We start from the raw sequence: 22,787 nt of genomic DNA, 5'->3' as shown, positions 1-22,787 counted from the left end.
ACTTTATTGTTATTAATGTTGTGAGGGTTGTCTGTTTTTTACACAGCCCTGACGGAGGGTCAGGGCTAAAGCAGACCATTCAAAGCCAGTGCAAATGATGACACTGGCAAAATAATCTGAATACTTAGTGATGAGCGCCAGAATTGACTTCTAGTTTGGACAGCAGCTCATTACGACGTTGTGGGGTAATGACAGACCAGTGTTTACCACTGACTGCACCTTCTAACGCCCAAAGCAAATCCAGACTCAATGACTCGTGATGAGATTCCTGCAGCGCCTGAAAAGCACCGATAGCACCAACTTCAAACAGTTGATCTACAGAGTTGATACCTGCTTTTTTGAGCATACGCTCGTTGGCAAGGCGAAGATTTGGCAGATCTTTAATGCGGTTAGGGCTTGCCTGCATTTTTTTCTCTTTGTCAGCCTGAGCAGCGCAGAGAGAAACTTCAGCATGCTCCAGAATCACTTCTGGGGTTTCCCACCAGTTTTCTGGAATGGCGTAGTGTTTTGTGACGACAGGAAAACCGCGTTTCTGATAAACATACGGTTTCAGGCCAGCTTGTTTGAAGGTTTCTTCATTTTTCGCGTTAGCGCGCAGATGCAGCTTGTCGCTAACAACCAGAGCAAACATCGTTTCACCTGCGAAAATGCCAAAACCGCCAAACATTGAGCGAGATTTAATCTGGCCAAATTTCTCAAATAAACGAATTGAATCTTTCAGTAGTGGTTTGTCCATGCTTCTTTTCTCGGTTAGATATTTCAACAAAAGAAGTCACCAAACAACGGAGCGAGGATTCAATTGTGCATAAGAATATGAGTCTTTTGTCATAGAAATGACAAAAGTGTCCCATAAACTTCACTTCATCCATCGGCAACCCCGCTACCATGAGCAAGAACTTTATCTCTAAGTCTTTGCTTTTAGGCCGGAAGCTTTGCGTCCCACCCTTTCAGATGGTTTGCCTTGTTCGTGACTGTTTAATCATATATCAATAAGACAAAGTTGATATCGATCGCACAAAAAAATGTGATGTTTATCCCAATAAAAATCGTATAAATTTTACAGAAATTAATTGATTATCCCATCAATTCCTCTGTAGCGTAGTAATATTCCATATAAACATAGCCGATATGCGAATTTATATCGGCTATCTATCAATAATTGTAGGTGAATATCGCTTTTTATGGATGTGTAATTTTTTTGACGGAGCGGCGTACCACGAGTTCAGGATTGATTTCAAAGGTCTGAAATTCATGGTTTTTGTCTTTCACGCGTTCCATCAAAATTTCCACAGCGGTTTTCCCTAAGCGGCGTTTTGGCTGGTGGATCGTCGTCAGTGGGGGTGAAAAATAGGGGGCCAGGTCAATATTGTCATAGCCAATAATTGAAATATCATCGGGTACATTGATGCCAGATTGCTCAAAAGTACTGATTAAGGCCATAGCCATAATATCATTGAAGCAAAAAATTGCGGTTGGACGCTCTTTCATGGCAATGAAAGCATTCGCGGCTTCCACCGCTGATTCACATTCGAAATCACCTTCAATGATCCAATCTTCATTGACCGTCAGGCCGGCTTCACTCATGGCTTTATGAAAGCCCTTCAACCGCTCACGGCAGGTGGATTTATCTTTCTGCCCGGAGAGACAACCGATATTAGTGTGCCCATTGTCAATAAAATGGCGGGTCGCAAGATAACCGCCCAGTTCGGCATTATCCTGAATATTATCTGTTTTCGGACGGGCTGGACCCCAATCCATGATCACCATCGGCAGATCAGGCTGACGCTCTAACTGTTCCAGTAATTGATCATCCAGATCAGAACACATCACCAGCAGACCATCGACACGCTTTTCAGAAAGCATGCGCAGGTAATCCTTCTGTTTGGCCAGATTTCCTTCGGTGTTGCATAGAATCAGCGTATAACCGGCTTTATAGCAATATTCTTCAACGCCGTGGACCAACTCAGCAAAGAAAGGGTTGGTCGATTTTGTCACCAACATCCCAATGGTACTGGTGGTATTACATTTCAGGCTGCGCGCGACGGCGCTTGGCGCATAGTTCAGTTCTTCGACTGCGGCCAATACCTTTTTCTGCGTTGCTTCCGCCACAAAGCGGGTTTTGTTGATCACGTGTGAGACTGTGGTTGTAGATACACCCGCCATACGTGCAACATCTTTAATCGTTGCCATAATTGTTCTTCTAGTCTTCAGACCCTGCACAGGGCCTTTTTATTTAGCCAGACGCTAAAACGCCGCTTCTCAGCGAGGAAGCGGCGGGGAATGAGTGGCTTAGGCCAAGTCGTAGGTTCTGCTAACGCGACAATACCTTACACCGATATGAAGCCTGACTTTCTTTACTGTTCGTTTCATTGGTTAATCGCTTGCGCTCACATTCTACAAGGACTCACGCACAGTGCAACGTTTCTCTTGAAATGTGGGGGGAATCTTGATGCAGCTCAAGAATACTGGCGGCTTGCCAGTTGTTTCAGTGACTTCATTTTTCAGACGGTGCAGGGCACCGGTTTGGATGCCCTGTGTTGATGTTCCAGGTATGAGATCAGTGAGAAATACGAGCTTCAGGCAGACAGGACGATCGGAAAGTTGCCTCGGGGATGGGATTCTATGATCACCGGTGAACCGTAGACGGAAGCAATGTTCTCTGTGGTCAGTGTGTGCCAGGCATCTCCGTCTGCTTGTATTTTTCCTTTGTTCAATAATACCAGCCTGTCTGCATATTCAGCGGCCAGATTCAGATCATGAATGACCAGAATAACCGCTGCGCCTTTGAGCGCCATGTCTTTGGCCAGTTTCAGGCAACTGTGCTGGTGGGCCAGATCCAAAGCGGATGTTGGTTCGTCCAGCATCAAAATACACTGGTCTCCGGCAGTGCTCAGTTGAGCAAGAACCCGGGCAAAATGGACACGTTGCTTCTCTCCGCCGGAGAGCGTGGGGTAGAGCCGCTGGCTCAAGTGGCTGATCCCAACCGCAGCCATGCTTTCTTGCGCAATTTGCAAGCAGTCACGACGCTTGAGTTCGAGTGGCATACAACCCAGCTCAACGACCTCTTGTGCCGTAAAACCAAAGGACAGGCTGCTGTGCTGAGGGAGCACACCCAAGTGCCGGGCCAGGTGGGTTGGGTGCCAGTTGTTGTGTTTTTCACCGAAGTAGTACACATTCCCCTGGGCGCTGATTTCGCCGCAAAGGACCTTGAGTAAGGTACTTTTGCCCGCACCATTCGGGCCGAGTAACGCGGTTAATTCTCCGCTGCGGAAACTGATGTTCAGATGATCCAGTAAGGTTTTACCACCAAGTTGCAGTGATAATCCTTCGGCTGAAAGAACAGGCCGTTGTGTTTTTTCATCTCGGGGACGAAGGGGGCGAACGATATGATGAATCATTGTAAACGGCCTTTTTGTTTCAGCAGCAGAACGATAAAGAATGGGGCACCCAGTAAAGCGGTAATAATACCAACAGGCAATTCTGCAGGCGCGGCGGCGACACGAGCCAGCATGTCGGAAATCAGTAAGATCAATGCGCCCAGTAAAGCCGAAAGCGGCAGCAATGTTTTGTGGTTCGGTCCAGCCAGCATGCGTCCGAGATGTGGAACGATCAGGCCGACAAAACCAATGACGCCAGATAAAGAGACGGCGACGCCCACACCGGCTGCGCAAAGTAAAATCAGCAACCGTTTTAAGGACTGAACATGAATACCGAGATGTTTGGCTTCTGCTTCGCCCAGTAAAAAGGCATTGAGTGCGTTGGATTGACGATCGAACTGCCAGAACAACAATGCCAGCGCAGAAAAAGCAAGCGTGATCCCCGGCCAGGTTGCACCCGCCAGGGAACCCATAGACCAGAGTGACAGATCTCGCAGCGCCTGGTCGTCGGCATAAAAGTTCAGTAGTCCTAACGCCGCACCGGAGAGTGCGCTGATGGCAACACCAGCCAGCAACATCACCGTCACTGAAGTGCCGGTTTTATCTGTGCCGAGGGCATAAACCAGCCAGGTTGTGATCGCCCCGCCCAAAAAAGCAAAAACCGGTACTGTTCCAAGGGTTAACAGTAATGGAAAAGATGTTGCAAATGTACCGAACAGGACAATCGCCGATGCGGCACCCAGACTTGCCCCGCCAGCCACGCCGATGATGCCGGGATCGGCCAGAGGGTTACGAAACAGCCCCTGCATGACTGCACCGCAAAGGGCCAAAATAGCACCAATTGCGACACATAACAGCGTTCGTGGTAAGCGGACTTGCTGAATAATGAGCGCAATGTGCGGTGCGACATGATCCTGCCCGGGAAGTAGTGACAACCAGACATTGGTGTAACTGATCGACATAGGACCGACGACGATGGAAGAGGCCATCGCAAATAAAAGCAGGGCAAAAACAGCAGGCAGCAAAAAAGTGACAGGTAAACGATGTCCAGCCAGGGATCGGGTACGATTGATCATTGTCGTCATGAGATTAGTGACCATACAACTTCTGATTCAATCGTTCTGCTTCTTCGAGTGTTTTCAGGTTTAACCCGCCAATGAGCGCGGTGCCATCAACGGTAATTATGGCTTTGTTCTGACCTGCAGGGGTTGCGGCAAGAAGCGGCATTGTTTTCAGCAGACCGTCAATACCGCCAATCGCCTGACTGGTATGGGTGCTGAGCAGGATCACATCGGGTTGCATGTCGATCATTGCTTCCGTTGAGAGTGGTTTATAAGCCTCAACTTGTTGCGCGGCAGGGTTCGTGGCACCAGCAAGCTGGATCAGCGTATCTGCTGTGGTTTTGCTGCCTCCGACCATTGGCGCTCTTCCGCCATGAATCGTCAGAAAGAGGACTCGTTTTCTGTTTTTCTGATTCGCAACACGTTGCTCAATCTTGGAGACCCGATCTTGAACGTCAGCGGCCAGTGCTTCAGCTTTGTGTGTTTTCCCAGTCAGTTGTCCCACCTGATGAATGCGTTGCATAAGGTCAGCAATGGTTTCACCTGAGTTCAGAATATCAACCTGAATGCCCGCCTGACGTAACAGTGAAAGCGTTGATTCAGGACCCATTTCTTCGGAACCCATCAGGTGATCAGGGGCAAGGGAAATGATGCTTTCCGCAGAAAGCTGCCTGTGGTATCCCAACTTGGGTATGTCATCGTTCACATAGGTTTTGCTGGTGATATCGACCGCAACAAGTTGGTCTTCTGCCCCTAACGCATTAATGAGCTCAGTGATTCCTGAACCTGCACTAATGATTCGATCGCCTGCCCAGGCAGTGGCAGCAGTCAGAAGAAAAACAGCAGACAGTGCCGCTCGTCTCATGATAACTCCTTGTTTTTTTATTGTTGGGAAAATCCAGTGATTTCACTGGTGCATGTAAAACGAACAATATCAATTGTGTGGAAAGGGCAGCTTTGCCCTTGCATACAAGTCGTCGCATTACGCATTATTAGAAGTGATAATTATTATCGCTTCGGTATATTATCCATGGCTTTCAAATAATATCAATTATCATTTGCAAAAGAGTAAATCTCTCCTTATCATTTTATGAAATAAGATTAATTCTCATTCATCATATAGATAGCGATGGATCAGGAAGGAGCACAGCGCGTGTTTGAAAAATTCAGTCTTGCGGAATTGAAAACGAAAGTCGGCTCAATGCTGGAAGAAAATCCAAATCTGCATGCAGTTTTGATGGCTGAAACACTGGGTGTCACGGAAGGTGAGATCATCATGGCGTTCCCAGATGAACTGGTGACCCGAGTCAATGGAAATCATGCCCAGTCCATTTTGGAAATGCTCCCGGAATGGGGAATGATGACGACAATTGTGCATTCAATGGGTTCTATCTTTGAAGTGAAGGCCCCTTTTCCGAAAGGCAAAGAAGCCCGTGGTTATTATAATCTGATGGGAAAACCCGGAGAGATGCATGGTCATTTGAAACTGGACCGGGTATCAGATGTCGTGTTGGTGAGCAAACCGATGCGTGGAAATGAAAGTTACTTCATTGGTTTTCTGGCTGAAAACGGTGAATGTATTTTTAAGATTTATCTGGGCCGCGATGAGAAGCGTCAGCTTATCCCTGAGCAGGTCGAGAAATTTAATGCGTTAAAACGAGCTTTTGTTGGAGTAGAAGCGTTATGAGCCAAGAGAAACAAGAACGACTGCAAAATCGTCTGGGCCCACAAATCCAGGAATTTCGTGAAACTTGTCAGACATTGCAATTGGCGACCGTTGATGCAGACGGCAAGCCGAATGTCAGTTATGCGCCATTCGCTCTCCTTGAAGATGGCTATTATGTTCTGATTTCCCGAATTGCTCGTCATGCACGTAACCTGCTTGAAAATCCACAGGTTTCGCTGATGATGATTGAAGATGAAGCGGCCTCGAAAGCTATTTTTGCAAGAATGCGGCTGACGTTTGAAGCGGATGTGGTGTTGGTTGAACGTCACACGGAGCGTTGGCAGGCGGGGATTGATGCGTTGAAAGGTCGGTTTGGCGAGATTGTGGATGGCCTGAGCGGGCTGGAAGATTTTAATTTATTTCGTCTGGAACCGACGCAGGGTCTGTTTGTAAAAGGTTTTGGTCAGGCTTTCCAGGTGTCTGGAGATGACTTGGTTGATTTCGTTCATCTGACGGAAGGTCACCGCCGGATCGAAGAAGACAAAGAGATGAAGTCGGCTTAATTGATTCTGATGTCTCGATAAAAAACCGGACAATGCTTTGTCCGGTTTTTTTGTACTGATTGTTTATCAGTGTTGAGATTTACTCGCTGATCTTTTCAGAAGACTGCGCCAATATACGGGCGGTGATTGCTCTGACTTTCGGCAGACTTTGTTGGCTGGTCTGCGCCAGCTGTTTCTGCTCTGCCAAGACATCTTTCAGGATATCATCTGTCGTTAGCGGGTTGGCCAGCACCACACGGAAGACCGTGGTGATACGTCGGCCCCATTGTTCCGGCATGAGCCGGGTCCGGGAGACAAAAGACTTCCCGGATTCCCGCTGACGCTTCTGTATGTATTGGGTCAGGTCATTCAGTGCTTCATGAATGGCCTGTTTGTCTTCATCGTTCGCAATGGCCAATGCTTTCTGGGTTTCTCGCGGCACATACCGGTAGGTCAGCAGGCAAAGCTCAGGCTCGGAGACCAGTTCAAAATCTTCGTCTGCCTGAATGAGATCAGCAAAGTAACAGGCTTTTTCAATACTGTTGTTAATCAGCAGTTCGTACCCCTGACGGCTGATAATATTCAGGCTGGCAAATAGCAACATGGCCATACCGCTCCGCGAGCCTTCCAGTGTGTGACTGCCAAGGTCTTTAGAGCCTTTCCGAAGAATGTACTCAGCGTGGTGTTCAATCGCAGACATCAGTGCCGGGTTTTTGAAAATCACCATGCCAGCACCCATCGGAATATAGAGCTGCTTGTGTGCGTCGATGGTGACAGAGTCGGCCCGTTCAATCCCTTTCAGGAGTGTTCTGTATTTATTGGACATTAAGGTTGCGCCACCCCAGGCGGCATCAACGTGAAAATGGCAGTTGTGAGCCAGGGCGATGTCAGCCAGTTCGTCCAATGGATCGATATTGCCTGTCTCTGTTGTGCCGGCAACACCAATAATCGCAAACGGCTTAATATTTTTGGCTTTCAGCGATTCAATTTTGGCTTTCAGGTCGTCGGTACAAATTCTGTTATTTTCGTCGGTTCGAATCGCGATCAGACATTCCCGACCGATTCCCAGGACATCGGCGGCCTTTTTCAGAGAATAGTGGCCGCGCTCCGATACCAGAATTGCCAGGTCGTCGTAACCATAGTGTTTCATGGCTCTGAACAGACCTTCCTGAGCCACCCCTTTGAAGTCACCATCGGGTTTGAGTAGATTATTTCGCGCAACCCAGAGTGCTGTGATATTCGCGATGGTGCCACCTGAGCAAAAAGCGCCTAAAGAGTGCTCTGCACTGTGCATCCACCGCTCATAAAAGGCTTCGGTTTCACCATAAATCAGGTTGTGTAAGATGCCTAAGACCTGACGCTCCAGTGGCGTAAAGGCTTTGGAGGTCTCGATTTTCACCAGGTTCTGGTTCAGACCAATCATGATCTTAGACAGTGGCATCAGGAAGTAGGGCAGCGCTGAAGTCATATGGCCAATGAAGGTCGGCGCTGAGGTATGGACAGACTGCGCCACCAGTTTATCCAGCAGAAAATGGGTGTGATCGGATACGAAGCAGGGCTTTTCTGGCACAGTGGCAGAGGAAAAGTCCTTTTCAATTTCTGTCAGCGGCTTTTCCTGGGCGGCAATATGCGTCTGTAAAAAGGCATTCAGGTTTTCGGAAATCTCTTTCTCGATCCGGCCTAGTGTCGAATCGGGTGCTTCTGGCACGGTAAAAATACGGTGCAGAGTATCAGGAGATGCTTCAGCTTGTCTGTTTTCCACTGCCATAATGAATTGTTACTTTTAGTTAACGTCGGCAAATCCAGCTAATGTACTGGAAATGTGCGTAATTGTCTTGGGAAAATTCACAAACGACACCGGACGTGAGGCGTCCGGTGAGAGGGAAAATGTACTATTTGCACTCTGTTGATGCAATGGCACTCATTTGTTGATTGTATTCTTTCAGTGGCTTATCAATATCATCTGGGTGTGTGAGCAATTCAGCAAATGCGCTGCGCAGCTCGTAATTTTTTGGATGTGGTGCGCCCTGACGGTCTTCAAAAACTTTTTTGGCGTAATCTCCCAATGCCCCTTGTTGTTCAGAAAGAGATTTAATGTCTTGCTGAGTCAGTTTTAACCACGATTCGATTGACTGGGACAAATCAAGGTGGCTTTCGTCATGGGTTAAATACCAGTCTACGGCTTCACGTTTCAACTCAAAGTGGTGTGTTCTGCCTTCAAGAAACCAGTCTCCGACCTCTTTCAGATTCGGATCTTTTTGTACGGCAAGCTGAACGAGGTTTTGATACCAGGTCAGAGAAGCATCAACATACTTGTGATATTTCTCGCTTTCACAACTTTCTGTGGCAGCGAGAACAGAAGCGGGGAGTAGGGCTAACGAGAGAACAAAAGCTGAAAACTTCATGGTTTTTCCTTGAATGATTTTTAGTAATACATACCGGCACAATGAACATAAAGTACCGTGACATCAGGATTATTTTTCAAATTGTAGCGGCAGAAGCAACTGAAAGGAAAGAAATCTTATAAGGAAACATGATTCAGGTGTAAAGAGTATGAAACGTGACTCAATTCTTTGTTCTTAAAGTTAAAAGTATCAGAATGGGGTGGGCAGGTAAAAATGGGAGGGAGAAACAGAAAGAGGCCCGAAGGCCTCTTGAGTCGTTATACTTTATTTTTCATGGCGACGGAGATGCAGTAGGCTGCGCCTCCCCAGGTAATCCCCAGGCCAAACAGCATCATAATAATGGCACCAGCAGTCATACTTACACCTCACTTCCGTTCTGTGGCAAAGATTTTACATTGATGATCACGGCCGCAATGAACATGACTGCCACCAGGCCCCAACCCAGGATGAGCAAATCAGACATCGCATAACCACCGTAGCCTTGGTCAACTGTGTTGATGAGGTTTTTCCCCAAAATGATCGCCAGCATGATTGGGCTGATGAAGCGGATACAGATTTCGAACCAAATACCGATAGAAAACTCGGAAATTTTGTTGACGTAAGCGCGAATATCAGAGACTTTCAGCAACCAGCCAATGACTAAGAGTTCAATCAGACAGCTCGTCAGCAGAGCTACGTTGTTGATGAAGTAGTCCACCAGATCCAGTAGCAGCAAACCACCATTGGTTGCAAAGGCCATTGAAATGACGAAGCCTGAACCACACACCACCGTAGAAGCTTTTTTCCGCGACCAATTCAGTTTATCCATGACAGCTGAAGTCACTGCTTCAAGAATGGAAATATGTGAACTCAGACCTGCGACGACCAGCGCCAGGAAGAAAACCGGACCCAGAATATAGGGCGCAGGCAACAGGTTAATTGCCGCCGGAATCGTGACAAACGCCAGACCGACACCCGCAGAAACGACGTCTGTCAGTGGTTTGGACTGCTCCTGAGCCATATAACCCAGAACCGAGAAGATCAGAATACCGGCGACAATAGAGAAGCCACAGTTGATCAGGACGGTCATAAAGGCATTATTACTGATGTCAGATTTTTCTGGCAGATAGCTGGAGTAGGCAATCATGATGGCGAAGCCGACACTCAGGGTAAAGAAGATCTGTCCATAAGCAGCAGACCAGACTTTGGCATCCAGAATTTTTGTGAAATCAGGTCGGAACAGGTAATTCAGGCCGTCCATCGCACCTTCAAGGAAGATAACCCGTGCGATCAGCGCCAGCACCATGATGAACAACAAAGGCATCATGATTTTACTGGCACGCTCAATACCACCTTTTACCCCGGTAAAGATTGCGGCAAAAGTAATGCACCACGCAATGACCATTGGAATTGCAATGTGGAGTTGTAAGCTCCCCAGCTTGCTTGGCGCATTGTCTCCCAGTTTCAGGTATTCACTGAAGAAGAATGCATTGGTGTCAGCTCCCCAGCTTTGTGTAAAGGCAAAGCCCATATACGAAATGGCCCAACCAATCACAGCAACGTAATAAACAGCAATGACAGCGGCAATAAATACCTGGAACCAGCCCAGCCACTCAAGTTTGACCCCCAGCTTAGAAAATGCTCTAGGCGCAGCCCCACGCAGTTTATGACCCAGGCTGAATTCCATAATCATGAATGGAATCCCGGCGGTGAGCATGGCGAAAAGGTAAGGAATAAAAAATGCGCCCCCCCCATTCTCATAAGCCATATATGGAAAACGCCAGATATTCCCCAACCCGATAGCAGAACCCACAGCAGCCAGGATAAAACCGGCTCGGGTTCCCCATTGTTCGCGTTTCATAAGTATCTCCTTATGTACTGCTATTCTCTATGAAACAGCACTATTTAAGTTTTTTATTCTAAGTATTTACTTCCTGTTGCGTGAAATTTGGATTGAAACCCCACACAGTTGAATTGAGATTAACCACTGATACTTACTAGCGCAATAGACAGTAACTTTTGTGCTATTGGCAAGACTCAGGCTTTATTGTGGGTATTTTCCTCCGTTTTGTGAGAATCGTAAGATGTTAATGAAATGTATAGAAGATTTGACTGTGTCCATCTTCTTATTGAGTGATTTATTTTATTTAACAAAATGGCACCTATGACTAATAAATAGTCAAAAATTAGACTTTTGCAACATAGTTACTATTAACTTCATTCACAATAATGTTTAGTGTGTTTGCTCAAAAAACAAAGCTGATCCCCAGGTTGGTCTGGTAAAAGCTGAGCCAGTCGTTATCGATATTAATTTCACAGTCTTGCGTGCCTGAGTCGGTCTCACAGCGCGTATTGGTTTTGCCATCAACGTTGCTTGCCAGCCATCTGGCTTCTAAACGAATTCTGATATTTTTGTCGATAAAGAAGTCTGAACCGAAGAAACCACCCCCAGAGAATAAAACATCCTGTTTTGACCAACTGGCATCAACCAGGGTACCGCCAAGGCTGAGGCCAATAAAACTGGTCAGTTTTGAGGTGATGTAGTAATGACTGCTGGCTTGAAAGTGAAAAAAGGTAAAGCTGTCATCGCTGCTGAAGCCATCGGTATTCGTTTTCAAATGCTGTGTTGTGAAACCGATGCGGCCATTGAAATTGTCTTGCTTTCCATAATCACCTTCAATCGTGATGCCGATGAGGTCAGACTTTTCAGGAGAAATCTCTATGCCTCCATCTGCATTAATGTGGTCAGGAAACGCGTATCCCCAGTAGGGGGTGATGTAAATCGGCTGATGTGTATTCGCCCGAGCGGCAGGCAGAATCAGCTGGCTGAAAATGAAGACTAAAGGTGGTAAGTATTTGTTATATAAATACATTGATTCATCCTTTTGCCAGTTGGAGAATTGTGATTATCATCCTAAAACCATATTTTCCATATGGTCAAAGGTTCAAAGCGAAGCTACAATTTTTGAAACAGTTGCCGACAGAGTGGTGAAGTTTTTCTCTGTTGCGGCAGTCGATTTGGAGTCTGTATGAATCATCTAACCCCTGAATTTAAAATTGCTTTAACCATCGCCTTCATCATTATGATAGTCCTTTTCGGATTTGGGTTGACGGCAATCACGCATTAAGCGTTATGATCACTCTGTTGAATATTTCCTCCTTCTGTTGAGCTTTGCGCTTCAATAAGAGAATCGAGGGGAGTTTTTGTTTTTGTAGAGTGAGTAGAACAGATGAATCACTTGCCTTTTAGCCTTGGAGACTTAGATCTCAACCTGGTTGACACATTTGTGGCTCAGTTGTCAGGTGTGAAGCGGCGAAAAATTGCTTTGGTTGTACAGGGAGGTGGTCAGCGGGGTATTTTTACGGCTGGTGTCTTTGATGCCTTTCTCGAAGCGGATTTTGATCCGTTTGAGCTTTATATTGGCACTTCTGCCGGTGCTTTAAATCTTTCCTCATATATCAGCCGCCAACATAAGTTTGGCCATGACTTCATTACTCATCTGACAACTCAGAATGAGTTTTTTAATCTCTACCAGTATCTCAGTCAGCAAAAGCCGATGAATTTGGACTGGGCATTCAGCCAAATTGAACAGGATGGTCATACGCCTCTTGACATCGCGACGGCACGACGGGTACTGACTTACCGCCAGGCGCTGGCCTGTGCGACCCGAAAAGATACATTGCAGGATATTTACCTGCCAATGTATGAAGAAAACTGGCGTGATGTGTTGCGAGCGACCTGCGCGATTCCTTTACTTTATAATCAGCCCGTGAACTTGCATGATTTAGAGTGGGTTGACGGGGGGGTCAGTGCCGCTGTCCCAGTTCAGGAAGCCTGGAAGCGGGGCGCGGAACTGGTCATCGTTATCCGGACTGAACCATTGCAGATTCCCCAGCAGACCATTGGGGTTTTTGACGACTGGCGGGGGCGGATTGAACAGGCTTTGCCAGAGTATATCGAACGTTTCAGCCTGAATGAGTCATTGGATAAAGTGAAGGCCATTCGGCAGGATTTCACCGATCGATTTGAACTCTGGAAAAGTAACTGGCGGGATAAAGAACAAGAGGGCATTCGGGCTGCTGATGCGCTCAATCAAGCGCTTTCTGAAGATAAGAAAGCGGTGAATGGTTATCGCAAGTGGTTGAGCGGGCTGAATGTGGAGCGTTTTCTGTCGCTGACTGGCAAACGCTCGGAAGTTCTTGAGATGCTGAATAAGTATTATCAGAGCTATAAAGCTGATAATGAGTTTCTGATTCATCCACCGGAAACGTTAAAAGTGATTCAACTCGCGCCGGAAAAAGCACTGCAAAGTAAAGCATTGCTTAGCAGCCGTCAGGATCTGGATCTGGATTACCAGCAGGGACGACAGGTTGGTCGTGAATTTCTTGAATGCTTTGCTGATCTGCTGAATCGAAGTACAAGTGTCAGGTAAATGTTGCGTAGCTACTATCAGAAACTGATGCCAATAATCCATGCTCTGTCATCACGGATTTCAGCCTTGAGAAGGGCATGGGTTTGGCAAAGTGATATCCTTGCATCAGTGTTACGCCACGTTGTGTGAGGTAATCGGCCTGTTCTTGTGTTTCGACGCCTTCAGCAATCAGATGTAAATTGGCATTGGTCGCAAAAAGAATAATGGAATCAAGAATATTACTCTTTATATCGCCAGTACCTATGGTATCGACGAACATTTTGTCTATTTTCAAGGTGCGAATCGGGAGTTTCTGTAAATAGCTGAATCCGCCATAGCCTGTGCCCGCATCATCCAGTTTGATAAGAATGCCTTCCATCTGAAACCGGGTAATCACTTTTTCTGCTGAGACCCAGTCTGTAAATGGGGTGCGCTCCGTCACCTCGAAAGCAAAATTTCGTCGCTCAAGATCATAACTGTCGATGATTGAAAAGACATGCTCTGGGAAGGTTTCATCCTGAAGCTGCATCGGTGTGACATTGATGCTGACATAAAAGCAAGGCGGCAGAGGAGAAATGGAGCGTAGCTGGCTTGCTACTTTATGAAGCAAAAATGTGGTCAGTGCTACAATTTGCCCGTTATGCTCGGCCATTGGAATGAAGAGTGCCGGTGAAATCATTTCACCATTCGGACGCCGCCAGCGTAGCAGCACTTCACAACTTTCAATTTTTTGAGTGCGCTGATTGTAGATTGGCTGGTAGAAAGGCAAAAATTCTTTTTTCTTGAGTCCCTGGGCAATGAGTGACGTCATGCCAGTTTCTTTTCTCATCAGACCGATCACAATGCAAAGGCAAAAAATACCCGACAGGAGTAAGAGTTGGCCCATGCTTGTGGTTGGTTGGGTAATACGTTGAAGTCCTTCACGATTTGCATAGACATGTAAACTAAAATCTTTATAGAAGTTTTTCTGGCTGATATGCAGATACTTTTTATTGCTTTTCTGAGGCCAGAGTGGCAAATATTGTCCATCTTTTTCCAGTGAAAGCCCAATACAGCCAATTCCGGCTTCGCTTTCGGTAAAAATATGCTGAAAAGGAACCGTGACAATATTTAAAATCACATCTCTTTTTTGTAATGTAATTTTCACGCGGTGTCCTGAGTAATTTTCAAGGCTATAGATTGTGTTTTTTTCAGTTGTATCAATGGCATGTTGGGACGGTTGTTGCTGAATGATGCTGACATTTTTGCCATAGTTCGAACAAACGCCACTTGGCGTTCTGAATTCAATCAGCTGAATCGCATGAGAGTGTTCGACGGTATGCCGGATGAGGTTGAGATCATGATCCTCACAATTGAATTCGAGCAGGGAATATAAATTGAAAATATCTGTTCCAATGGACTGGTATTTGTCTAAATAAGCATCCTGCAGATTTTCCAGACGGGTATTTACTTCAGCAGTAAAGATAGCTTTATTTAATGGGTTAGAAAGTAAAAAAATGATAGGAATAGCAATGAGGAATATTGCTACGGATAATTTCCATTTCTCATATAAATAAAGAAGCATATTATTGACAACATACTATTCCTGAAAGTTTCATTTATTCAAGCATAAGATTGAGTTCAGAGGCAAGAATAGCGATATCTGATGTGTCAATAATGACAATAATTAGTGCTTTCTGTTAAAATGTTTTGTCAATCTAATCCAAAGATCATGGAGGATAAATGCAACAAGGTTTCTTTGTCGGTGATATGTATTGTCAGCCGCACTATTTTCAACTGCCTTTAAATTATCAGCAACCGAATGGTTCTCGTATTCAGGTCTATGCCCGGGAAGTGGTTGCCAGAGAGAAACGGGATTCCGATTTACCCTGGCTGGTTTACCTGCAAGGAGGTCCGGGTTTCCCATCACCGCGTCCTGATGCGGAGCAGGGCTGGCTGAAACGCGCATTACAAACCTATCGCGTGTTACTGTTGGATCAACGCGGGACCGGGCAAAGTCAACCGGTTCATGCGCAAACATTGTCTGAATTGACTGCGCAGGCGCAGGCTGAATACCTCAGCCATTTCCGGGCCGATAATATTGTGCGTGATGCAGAAGCCATTCGTGAAGCATTGGGCGTTAAACAATGGTCTCTTCTTGGCCAAAGTTTTGGCGGTTTTTGTACGTTGCATTATTTGTCTTATTACCCCGAGAGTCTGGCAAGGGCTTTTGTGACGGGGGGGATCCCGCCGATCGCCGGCCACGCTGATGAGGTCTACAGGGCGACATATCGTCGTTTATTGGATAAGAACGCTGCGTTTTTCCGTCGTTTTCCGAATGCACAGGCACTCTGTAACCAGATTGCAGATCACCTGCTGGCGAACGATGTCAGACTACCCAATGGTCAGCGGTTTACGGTCGAACAATTTCAGCTGATAGGGATTAATCTTGGACGCAGCGGCGGCGATCTGGCGCTGTATTACCAATTGGAAGATGCATTTGTGGATGTGAAGGGGCAGCCTGAACTGAGCTACAGCTTCCTGAATGCGATGCTGGCTGAGCAGTCTTATCAGACCAACCCGATTTATGCGATTCTTCATGAATCCATTTATTGCCAGCATGAAGCGTCCCGCTGGTCGGCGCAGCGTGTCCGGGATGAATTTCCGCAATGTCATTATCAGTCTGGTCAGGACTTCTGTTTTACCGGGGAAATGGTTTATCCATGGATGTTTGAACAGTTGGAAACCCTGAAACCTCTGCATGAAGCTGCCAATATTCTCGCTGAAAAATCGGACTGGCCCGCGTTATATGATGGAAGCCAACTGGCCGCGAACAAGGTGCCGCTTGCCGCAGCAGTTTACGTTGAAGACATGTACGTTGAGTTTGATTACAGTCGCCAGGTTCTGGCAAATATACCCAATAGCCGGGCCTGGATGACAAATGAATATGAACACAATGGATTGCGTGCGGATGGCGAACGGATTCTTGATACTCTGATTCGCATGACTCAGGAAATACTCGATTCGCCTCAGCGTTAATGGCTGATCTGGCTGGCAGGGCAGGCTGATACTGCTGCCCTTGTTCGCCGAGTGATTCGGGTTGTGTTGCGTTGTTTTGTTATGTTATAACAATTCCTCGTCATTGATTGGACACAGAAGTCGTGGGCGATGGCTGTTTTAGTGTCATAATTTTAGATATTATCAGTACACATCCATACCCATAGCGTATTGAAGTCAGTTCTCTGATGAGCTGTGTCGGTAGATAACTGAGCAATCATCTGTTGTCGTCAGACCATGATTGTGTGAGAGGTAATAGAACAAGATGGTAAATGTAAGGGCCAGAGTCCCCTTTAAAGTCGGTGTAAACAGCCATATCCCTGCCGATATTCTCTCTTTTGAAGGCCTTGCTTCCGGTAAAGAGCACGTTGCTCTTGTCTTTCGAAATGCGGACAAACAGAACACGACCCCTTTGGTCAGAATGCACTCTGAATGCCTGACCGGAGATGTATTTCATTCTTCCCGTTGTGACTGTGGTGAGCAGTTAGATGAAACCATTGAACGCATGGCTGAAGAAGGCGGTATTCTGCTGTATCTGCGTCAGGAAGGGCGTGGTATCGGTCTGTACAACAAGATTGATGCCTATCTGCTGCAAAGCCAGGGCATGAACACTTATGAGGCGAATAATCATCTGGGCTTCGGCGATGACCTGCGTGACTTCACGGAAGCTGCGCAAATGCTGAAGGCGCTTGGTGTTGAATCGATTCGGTTAATCACCAATAACCCGAAAAAAATTCAGGATCTGGAAGCTTTAGGCATTTCAATCACTGAAGTGGTCGGTACGAAAGCCCACATGAAAGAAGGCAATGAAAATTACCTGCGTGCTAAAGCAAGTCGTGGGAAACACCGTTTCCACTTTGACTGATTCTTGTGATGACGATGTTGTAAACAGCGAGCTTCTGAGCTCGCTTTTTTTATTCAGAAAAACGCCTTTTTTGGATTACTTTTTCTAATCCTAATCATAATAAACTATCGTGCTGACAAACTCAGTATTTACTTGTCGTTCTTTCAGGCTAACTATAATATCCCGCTCAAAATGTTGTTATAGCGGCGCTTGAGGACGATGGTGATTTCTGAGTCCATCTCTCAATCTTCTTTCAGTTCAGCCGTTTTATGATGACTTGTATTTATCATTATTTCTTCGTATTCATGTAAGGAGTGAGGTTGTGAACGGGCAATCTTATTCTGCCGGTATGGCAAAAATACTGTTTCTGATCATCATTCTGGCTGCGGTTGGGCAAATGACCCAAACCATGTACGTGCCAGCGATTCCACAAATGGCTGCGGCTTTCACGGTGAAACCGGCTTTCTTGCAGGCTGTGATGGCGGCTTATTTGATTCCTTATGGTTTATCTCAGTTTGTATACGGGCCACTGTCTGATCGGATTGGACGTAAGCCGGTGATGCTGGCGGGCATGAGCATTTTTATCGCAGGGACGATACTGGCGTTGTTTGCACCGTCTTTTGAGATGTTCCTGCTGGCAAGTTTCATTCAGGGCATGGGCACCGGCTGTGGGGGAGCGATGTGCCGGACAGTGACCCGTGACTGCTATGAAGGTGCAGAATTGCATCGGGTGAACAGTCTGGTCAGTATGGGCGTGATTTTCTCTCCGCTGATTGCACCTGTTCTGGGCGGGTATTTATCGGAATCTTTTGGTTGGTCCGCCAGTTACCTTTTCTTACTGGTGCTGGGGGCTGCGGTGACACTGATTGTTCTGAGCCAGTTCACCGAGACGCTTCCGAAAGAGAAGCGGCGGGTTGAGCGCGTGACGACCAGCTACAAATATGTACTTGGAAACCGTAAGTTTCAGGGGTATGTGGTTTGTCTGGTTGCAACCTTTGCAGGATTAGCTGTCTTTGAAGCGGCAGCGGGTGTTTTACTCGGTAACGTTTTGAAATTAGATCCAACCACGGTCAGTTGGCTATTTGTGCTGCCATTGCCGGGATATATGCTTGGCTCCTGGTTGTCTGCACAACTGGTTCAGCGAATGGGTCAGCAGCGTGTACTGTATCTGGGGCTTGCTGCACTGGGTTTCGGTGCGTTGACGATATTATTGCCGGGTTTGGCAGGGATGGTGACGGTGAGTTCACTGATTGGTGGTGCTTTTATGTATTTCATCGGTGCGGGTATTATTTTCCCGGTGACCACGACTGCAGCCATTGAACCATTCCCATACCATGCGGGTACGGCGGGCGCGGTACTCGGTGGATTGCAGAACCTGGGGGCGGGCTTGGCGACTCTGGTTGCATCAATGCTCAGTGCAAAAGATCAGTTCAGTCTGGGTGCCATCATGGTCGCCATGGTGATGCTTGCAGTCGCCAGCCTGATATGGGTCAGACGCACGCCACAGGAAGAAACCCCAGTCCTGGTTTAATCTGGCTTATTCGGATGTCCCGGGTTATCACTGAGACAAAAAACGGCGCTGAATTCAGCGCCGTTTTTTATAGGATTCGTAGCAGACTCAGTCACGTTTCCACAAGATGTGGCAGAACTTATGATCCGGGTCGCGGCTGATAAGCATTCGGGCGAAGACATCATCCAGCTCATCGTTTGATTCATTGACCAGACCAATGCGTACTTCAGCATATGCTTCGCCTTCGACAGCGAAGCCGACGTGTTCTGGCCAGTCTCTGCCGGTTTCAACAACTTCCGCCGCGCCACGGTCGTCAAATTGTGCTGTAAACAGCAGGACATCGGCTGGTTCGAGGCTGTCTTGCGCCATTTCGAGAAAAATATCGTAGGCGGCTTCGATGGCATCGTCGTATGAAATCAGTTCTGAATTATCCATGTATCGGTCAATCTTATGTTCATTGGAGCGGGCAGTATAACAAGCTCTCAGGGGAAATGGCTATTCACGAGAAGGATTGATCTGCTGACAGAACCGTGAAGGCGCTGCTGATTTCAGCGGTTGAATTGCTATATCCCCATTCCTGAACGACTTTCATGCTATGATGCAGGCAGATTGAGTTGTGATTCAGGAAACAGATTTTTGGCTTCTCTTCTTCCCATCCTTGATAATCGTCAACCGTTTCAACCGGTGTTTCAGCCTTGCCTTCATGAAATGCTTCAGCATCTCAAAGTGCTGTTTAAAGGCGTTTTGCACAGCGTGTATCTGTCGGGCAGTGTGGCCCGGCATGAAGCGATCCCGGGCAAATCTGATCTGAATCTGACCCTGGTTCTCGAACGACCGCTGACGGAGCAGGAAAGCAGCCGTTTACACAGCTTGTGCTGGCACATTGCCAGACGACATCAAGCCGTGACCCGAATCGATGTGAAGCAGGCATTGCGTCGCGATGTGCTGTCGCTGGAAGGGATTTTTCAGTGGGGGATCTGGCTCCGGCATTGCTGCATCTGTATCAGCGGGCAGGATTTATCAGACAGTTTTGGTGATTTTGAGCCCAGCTGGGATGCAGCCAAATCATTCAATGGCCCGCTCGAACCTATCTTAACCGAGTATCGCCAGAAAATTACGAGAACCCGCGTGATGGCGCATTATCTTGACTACTGTGAATATATCGGAAAGAAAATGTTGTGGACGGGGTTTACGCTGGTCATGCATCGGGAGAAAACACTGGCGCTGTCATTAAAAGATGCGACGGCCTGTTTTCTGAAGGTTTATCCGGAAAAATCTCTGGATGCAGAGCGGGCAACCATGCTGGCAAATCGCATACAGGTCCCGAAAAAAGCGACGCTCTTTTTGATGCAGCATTTTGGTCTATGGCTAGCCGATGAGTGGCAGAGAATTGAACGTAAGATCGGTTGATCCAACAGACAGAAAGCAGATGAATTCAAGTTTTACCCGCCAGAGCCAGCAAGACACAGGCTTTGTTCTGACCCGCCAAAGCAGAGACGTGCGCGGGAAAACACAAATGACACTCTGGGTGAAGACAGATCATGGCCCTTGCCAGTTAATTGTGGAAGGCGATAAGCCGGTTTGTTTTATTGCAGCCACAGATCAGCCACGGGCACAGGAAATTCTGGCACAACAGGGGGTGATGGTCACCTGGCGTCCTCTGGAGATGCAGAATTTCCAGCATCAGAACATGTCGGCCTGTTATACCCCGACGATTACCACGAGTCTTCAGGTGGGGACTTTGCTGGCCGCAGAGGGGATTAAGGTTTACGAAGATGATATTCGTCTGGCCGATCGTTACTTAATGGAACGATTTATTCGCGGCGGCATTGCTTTTGCCGGGGCTGCGGTGGCCAGAAACGGGTATCGAGAATTTCATCAGGTAAAAGCCAAAGCGGCGGATTATCAGCCAGAGCTTTCTGTGGTGTCGCTGGATATTGAGTGTTCCGAAAAAGGCATTTTGTATTCTGTCGGCCTGCACAGCGACGCGGATAGCAGAGTGATCATGGTCGGCCAGCCTGCGAACCCGGACGAATCAGCGCTGGGTTGGATCCAATGGGTCAGTGACGAGAAAGCTTTATTGCTCGCCCTTCACGATTGGTTTACGCACTATGATCCGGATGTGATCATTGGCTGGAACGTGATTGATTTTGATTTCCGTCTGCTGATGAAAAGGGCTGAGTGGCATCAGATGCCGTTTCGTATCGGCCGCGGTCAGCAGACACCGCATTGGCGTCAGTCCAGTCAGAATCCGAATTCAGGCTTTATTTCTATTCCGGGCCGGGTTGTCATGGACGGTATTGATACGCTGAAAACAGCGACATATAACTTCCGTTCCTGGTCGCTGGAATCTGTGTCTCAGGAACTGCTGGGTGAAGGGAAAGCCATTCATAATGTGTACGACAGAATGGCTGAAATCAACCAGATGTTCCGTGAAGACAAAGTCTCACTGGCCCGGTACAACTTGCAGGATTGCAAACTGGTCACCCGGATTTTCGAGCAAACCCATCTGCTGGCGTTTGCGATTGAACGCAGCCGTCTGACGGGGGTGGAACTGGACAGAGTCGGAGGTTCTGTCGCCGCATTTACCAATTTATATCTGCCTCAGTTGCACCGTGCCGGGTATGTGGCACCGAATCTGGAAAGCGAAAACTGGATTGCAAGCCCCGGCGGTTATGTGATGGATTCCAAACCGGGCTTGTATGATTCTGTTCTGGTGCTGGACTTTAAATCGCTGTACCCCTCGATTATTCGTACTTTCCGGATTGATCCGATGGGGCTGGTTGAGGGCCTGTTGCTGGAAGAAGGTAAAGCGGACCATCAGGCGATTGCCGGGTTTCGGGGCGGCCGTTTTCACCGGGAGAAACATTTTCTGCCAGAGATGATTGAAGCGCTCTGGGCCGCTCGCGATCAGGCAAAACGCGATGGAGAGAAAGCATTTTCTCAGGCCATCAAAATTATCATGAACTCCTTTTATGGCGTCCTGGGTTCATCGGGTTGCCGTTTTTTTGATCATCGTCTGGCTTCATCGATCACCATGCGGGGTCATGAAATCATGAAAATGACCCGTGAACGGATTGAGGAACAAGGTTTTGAGGTGATCTATGGGGATACGGACTCAACCTTTGTGTCGCTGAAGAAAGCACACAGCAGTGAAGACGCGGATGCAATCGGCAATCGGCTGGTGGCGGAGATCAATCAATGGTGGACGGCATACCTGAAAGAAACTTACAGCCTGGAATCGGCGCTGGAACTGGAATATGAAACGCACTATCACAAATTTCTGATGCCCACGATCCGGGGGCAGGAAACCGGCAGTAAAAAGCGTTATGCAGGGCTTGTGATCCGAAATGGTGTGGAAGAAATGGTGTTCAAGGGGCTGGAAACTGTTCGTACCGACTGGACACCACTGGCACAGGAATTTCAGCAGACGCTGTATCGGAAGGTTTTTCATCAGGAAGATGTCGAAGAATATGTCCGCCAATATGTAGAGCAGGCCGGGCAGGGGCTGTTCGATGACAAGTTAATTTATCGTAAAAGGTTACGTCGTCACTTATCTGAGTATCAAAAAAATGTCCCGCCGCATGTTCGTGCCGCACGCCGGGCTGATGAAGTGAATCAGCAACTGGGTCGACCGCTTCAGTATCAAACCGGTGGCTGGATTGAATACGTGATCACAACGCACGGCCCGGAACCGGTCGAAGCCAGACAAAGTCCGATTGATTATGACCATTACATTGAGAAGCAGCTCAAACCCATAGCCGACGGGATTCTGCCTTTTATTGGCCGGCATTTTGATGACATCATCGCACCGCAGCTGGGACTGTTCTAAATCAGGTTATGACGAAGGCCAATGCCTGTTCAACATCGGGCTGAGTCATTCTGTCTTTCAGTCACGCAAGCTGGCACTTGATGAAAAAGTGCCAGCCAGCGCTATATTTGCCTGCTTTCATGA

General features: G+C 47.4%; 20 protein-coding genes and 1 riboswitch. Of the genes, 8 read left to right on the top strand and 12 right to left on the bottom strand.

Annotated elements, in window-relative coordinates; genetic code table 11:
• Positions 1-124: 124 nt before the first annotated feature.
• The 5 genes from EA58_RS10640 to EA58_RS10615 form a co-directional block, all read right to left on the bottom strand.
• Positions 125-736: a TfoX/Sxy family DNA transformation protein gene (locus EA58_RS10640; RefSeq protein ID WP_036752278.1), complete on the bottom strand. Its 612-nt coding sequence runs from the start codon at positions 734-736 to the stop codon at positions 125-127.
• 131 nt (positions 737-867) lie between these two features.
• Positions 868-971: riboswitch (cyclic di-GMP riboswitch) on the bottom strand.
• Positions 972-1,179: 208 nt separating this feature from the next.
• Positions 1,180-2,190, bottom strand: coding sequence for an HTH-type transcriptional repressor PurR (gene purR, locus EA58_RS10635; protein ID WP_036752276.1), 1,011 nt, complete (start codon positions 2,188-2,190; stop codon positions 1,180-1,182).
• Between the two features lie 386 nt (positions 2,191-2,576).
• A complete protein-coding gene (locus EA58_RS10625; RefSeq protein ID WP_051642015.1) occupies positions 2,577-3,398 on the bottom strand; it encodes a heme ABC transporter ATP-binding protein in 822 nt (273 codons plus the stop codon).
• Positions 3,395-4,477, bottom strand: coding sequence for a FecCD family ABC transporter permease (locus tag EA58_RS10620; RefSeq protein WP_412177943.1), 1,083 nt, complete (start codon positions 4,475-4,477; stop codon positions 3,395-3,397). The genes EA58_RS10625 and EA58_RS10620 overlap by 4 nt, the downstream gene beginning before the upstream one ends.
• Positions 4,467-5,303 (bottom strand): heme/hemin ABC transporter substrate-binding protein, encoded by an 837-nt coding sequence (locus tag EA58_RS10615; protein WP_200872175.1) that lies wholly within the window; start codon positions 5,301-5,303, stop codon positions 4,467-4,469. Before EA58_RS10615 ends, EA58_RS10620 begins: the two co-directional genes overlap by 11 nt.
• Before the next feature lie 336 nt (positions 5,304-5,639).
• Here EA58_RS10615 and hutX point away from each other — a divergent pair, with 336 nt between their 5' ends.
• Together hutX and hutZ are read left to right on the top strand one after the other, a co-directional pair.
• Positions 5,640-6,125: a heme utilization cystosolic carrier protein HutX gene (hutX, locus tag EA58_RS10610; RefSeq protein ID WP_235199597.1), complete on the top strand. Its 486-nt coding sequence runs from the start codon at positions 5,640-5,642 to the stop codon at positions 6,123-6,125.
• Positions 6,122-6,667: a heme utilization protein HutZ gene (gene hutZ, locus EA58_RS10605; RefSeq protein ID WP_036752270.1), complete on the top strand. Its 546-nt coding sequence runs from the start codon at positions 6,122-6,124 to the stop codon at positions 6,665-6,667. Before hutX ends, hutZ begins: the two co-directional genes overlap by 4 nt.
• Before the next feature lie 79 nt (positions 6,668-6,746).
• On the opposite strand, the gene panP is transcribed toward hutZ, so the two are convergent.
• From panP to EA58_RS20900, 5 genes are all read right to left on the bottom strand, one after another.
• Positions 6,747-8,414, bottom strand: a complete 1,668-nt coding sequence (gene panP / locus EA58_RS10600; RefSeq protein WP_036752268.1) for a pyridoxal-dependent aspartate 1-decarboxylase PanP — start codon at positions 8,412-8,414, stop codon at positions 6,747-6,749.
• A gap of 124 nt (positions 8,415-8,538) precedes the next feature.
• Positions 8,539-9,051, bottom strand: a complete 513-nt coding sequence (locus tag EA58_RS10595; protein ID WP_036752265.1) for a hypothetical protein — start codon at positions 9,049-9,051, stop codon at positions 8,539-8,541.
• Between the two features lie 257 nt (positions 9,052-9,308).
• Complete coding sequence (locus EA58_RS21575) at positions 9,309-9,407, bottom strand: MetS family NSS transporter small subunit (protein WP_152547988.1); 99 nt, start codon at positions 9,405-9,407, stop codon at positions 9,309-9,311.
• A 2-nt stretch (positions 9,408-9,409) separates the two neighbouring features.
• Positions 9,410-10,891 carry a sodium-dependent transporter gene (locus EA58_RS10590; protein WP_036752262.1) on the bottom strand — a complete coding sequence of 494 codons (1,482 nt, stop codon included), beginning with the start codon at positions 10,889-10,891 and terminating at the stop codon, positions 9,410-9,412.
• A 385-nt stretch (positions 10,892-11,276) separates the two neighbouring features.
• The gene (locus EA58_RS20900) at positions 11,277-11,903 is read right to left on the bottom strand and encodes a hypothetical protein (RefSeq protein ID WP_051642014.1); all 627 of its coding nucleotides are present in this window, start codon (positions 11,901-11,903) and stop codon (positions 11,277-11,279) included.
• Between the two features lie 357 nt (positions 11,904-12,260).
• On the opposite strand from EA58_RS20900, the gene EA58_RS10580 reads away from it, so the two are divergent.
• Positions 12,261-13,463, top strand: a complete 1,203-nt coding sequence (locus EA58_RS10580) for a patatin-like phospholipase family protein (RefSeq protein WP_036752259.1) — start codon at positions 12,261-12,263, stop codon at positions 13,461-13,463.
• On the opposite strand, the gene EA58_RS20895 is transcribed toward EA58_RS10580, so the two are convergent.
• A complete protein-coding gene (locus EA58_RS20895; RefSeq protein ID WP_051642013.1) occupies positions 13,456-15,006 on the bottom strand; it encodes an EAL domain-containing protein in 1,551 nt (516 codons plus the stop codon). The genes EA58_RS10580 and EA58_RS20895 overlap by 8 nt on opposite strands.
• Positions 15,007-15,164: 158 nt before the next feature.
• Between EA58_RS20895 and EA58_RS10570 the strand changes: the two genes are divergently transcribed.
• The 3 genes from EA58_RS10570 (at position 15,165) to emrD (ending at position 18,853) form a co-directional block, all read left to right on the top strand.
• Positions 15,165-16,460, top strand: coding sequence for an alpha/beta fold hydrolase (locus tag EA58_RS10570; RefSeq protein WP_036752257.1), 1,296 nt, complete (start codon positions 15,165-15,167; stop codon positions 16,458-16,460).
• 283 nt (positions 16,461-16,743) lie between these two features.
• Entirely contained in the window at positions 16,744-17,343 is a 600-nt protein-coding gene (locus tag EA58_RS10565; protein WP_036752254.1) for a GTP cyclohydrolase II, read from the top strand.
• A 328-nt stretch (positions 17,344-17,671) separates the two neighbouring features.
• Positions 17,672-18,853, top strand: a complete 1,182-nt coding sequence (gene emrD, locus EA58_RS10560) for a multidrug efflux MFS transporter EmrD (protein ID WP_036752495.1) — start codon at positions 17,672-17,674, stop codon at positions 18,851-18,853.
• An 87-nt stretch (positions 18,854-18,940) separates the two neighbouring features.
• On the opposite strand, the gene EA58_RS10555 is transcribed toward emrD, so the two are convergent.
• A complete protein-coding gene (locus EA58_RS10555; protein WP_036752251.1) occupies positions 18,941-19,267 on the bottom strand; it encodes an HI1450 family dsDNA-mimic protein in 327 nt (108 codons plus the stop codon).
• A gap of 201 nt (positions 19,268-19,468) precedes the next feature.
• Here EA58_RS10555 and EA58_RS10550 point away from each other — a divergent pair, with 201 nt between their 5' ends.
• Positions 19,469-20,242, top strand: coding sequence for a nucleotidyltransferase family protein (locus EA58_RS10550; RefSeq protein WP_036752248.1), 774 nt, complete (start codon positions 19,469-19,471; stop codon positions 20,240-20,242).
• A 19-nt stretch (positions 20,243-20,261) separates the two neighbouring features.
• Positions 20,262-22,664: a DNA polymerase II gene (locus EA58_RS10545; RefSeq protein ID WP_051642012.1), complete on the top strand. Its 2,403-nt coding sequence runs from the start codon at positions 20,262-20,264 to the stop codon at positions 22,662-22,664.
• Positions 22,665-22,787 lie beyond the last annotated feature (123 nt).

The sequence above is a fragment of the Photobacterium galatheae genome (assembly GCF_000695255.1).
Lineage (GTDB): Bacteria > Pseudomonadota > Gammaproteobacteria > Enterobacterales > Vibrionaceae > Photobacterium > Photobacterium galatheae.
The sequence above is the reverse complement of the archived record's forward strand: the minus strand, read 5'-3'. Positions and strand labels throughout refer to the sequence as shown.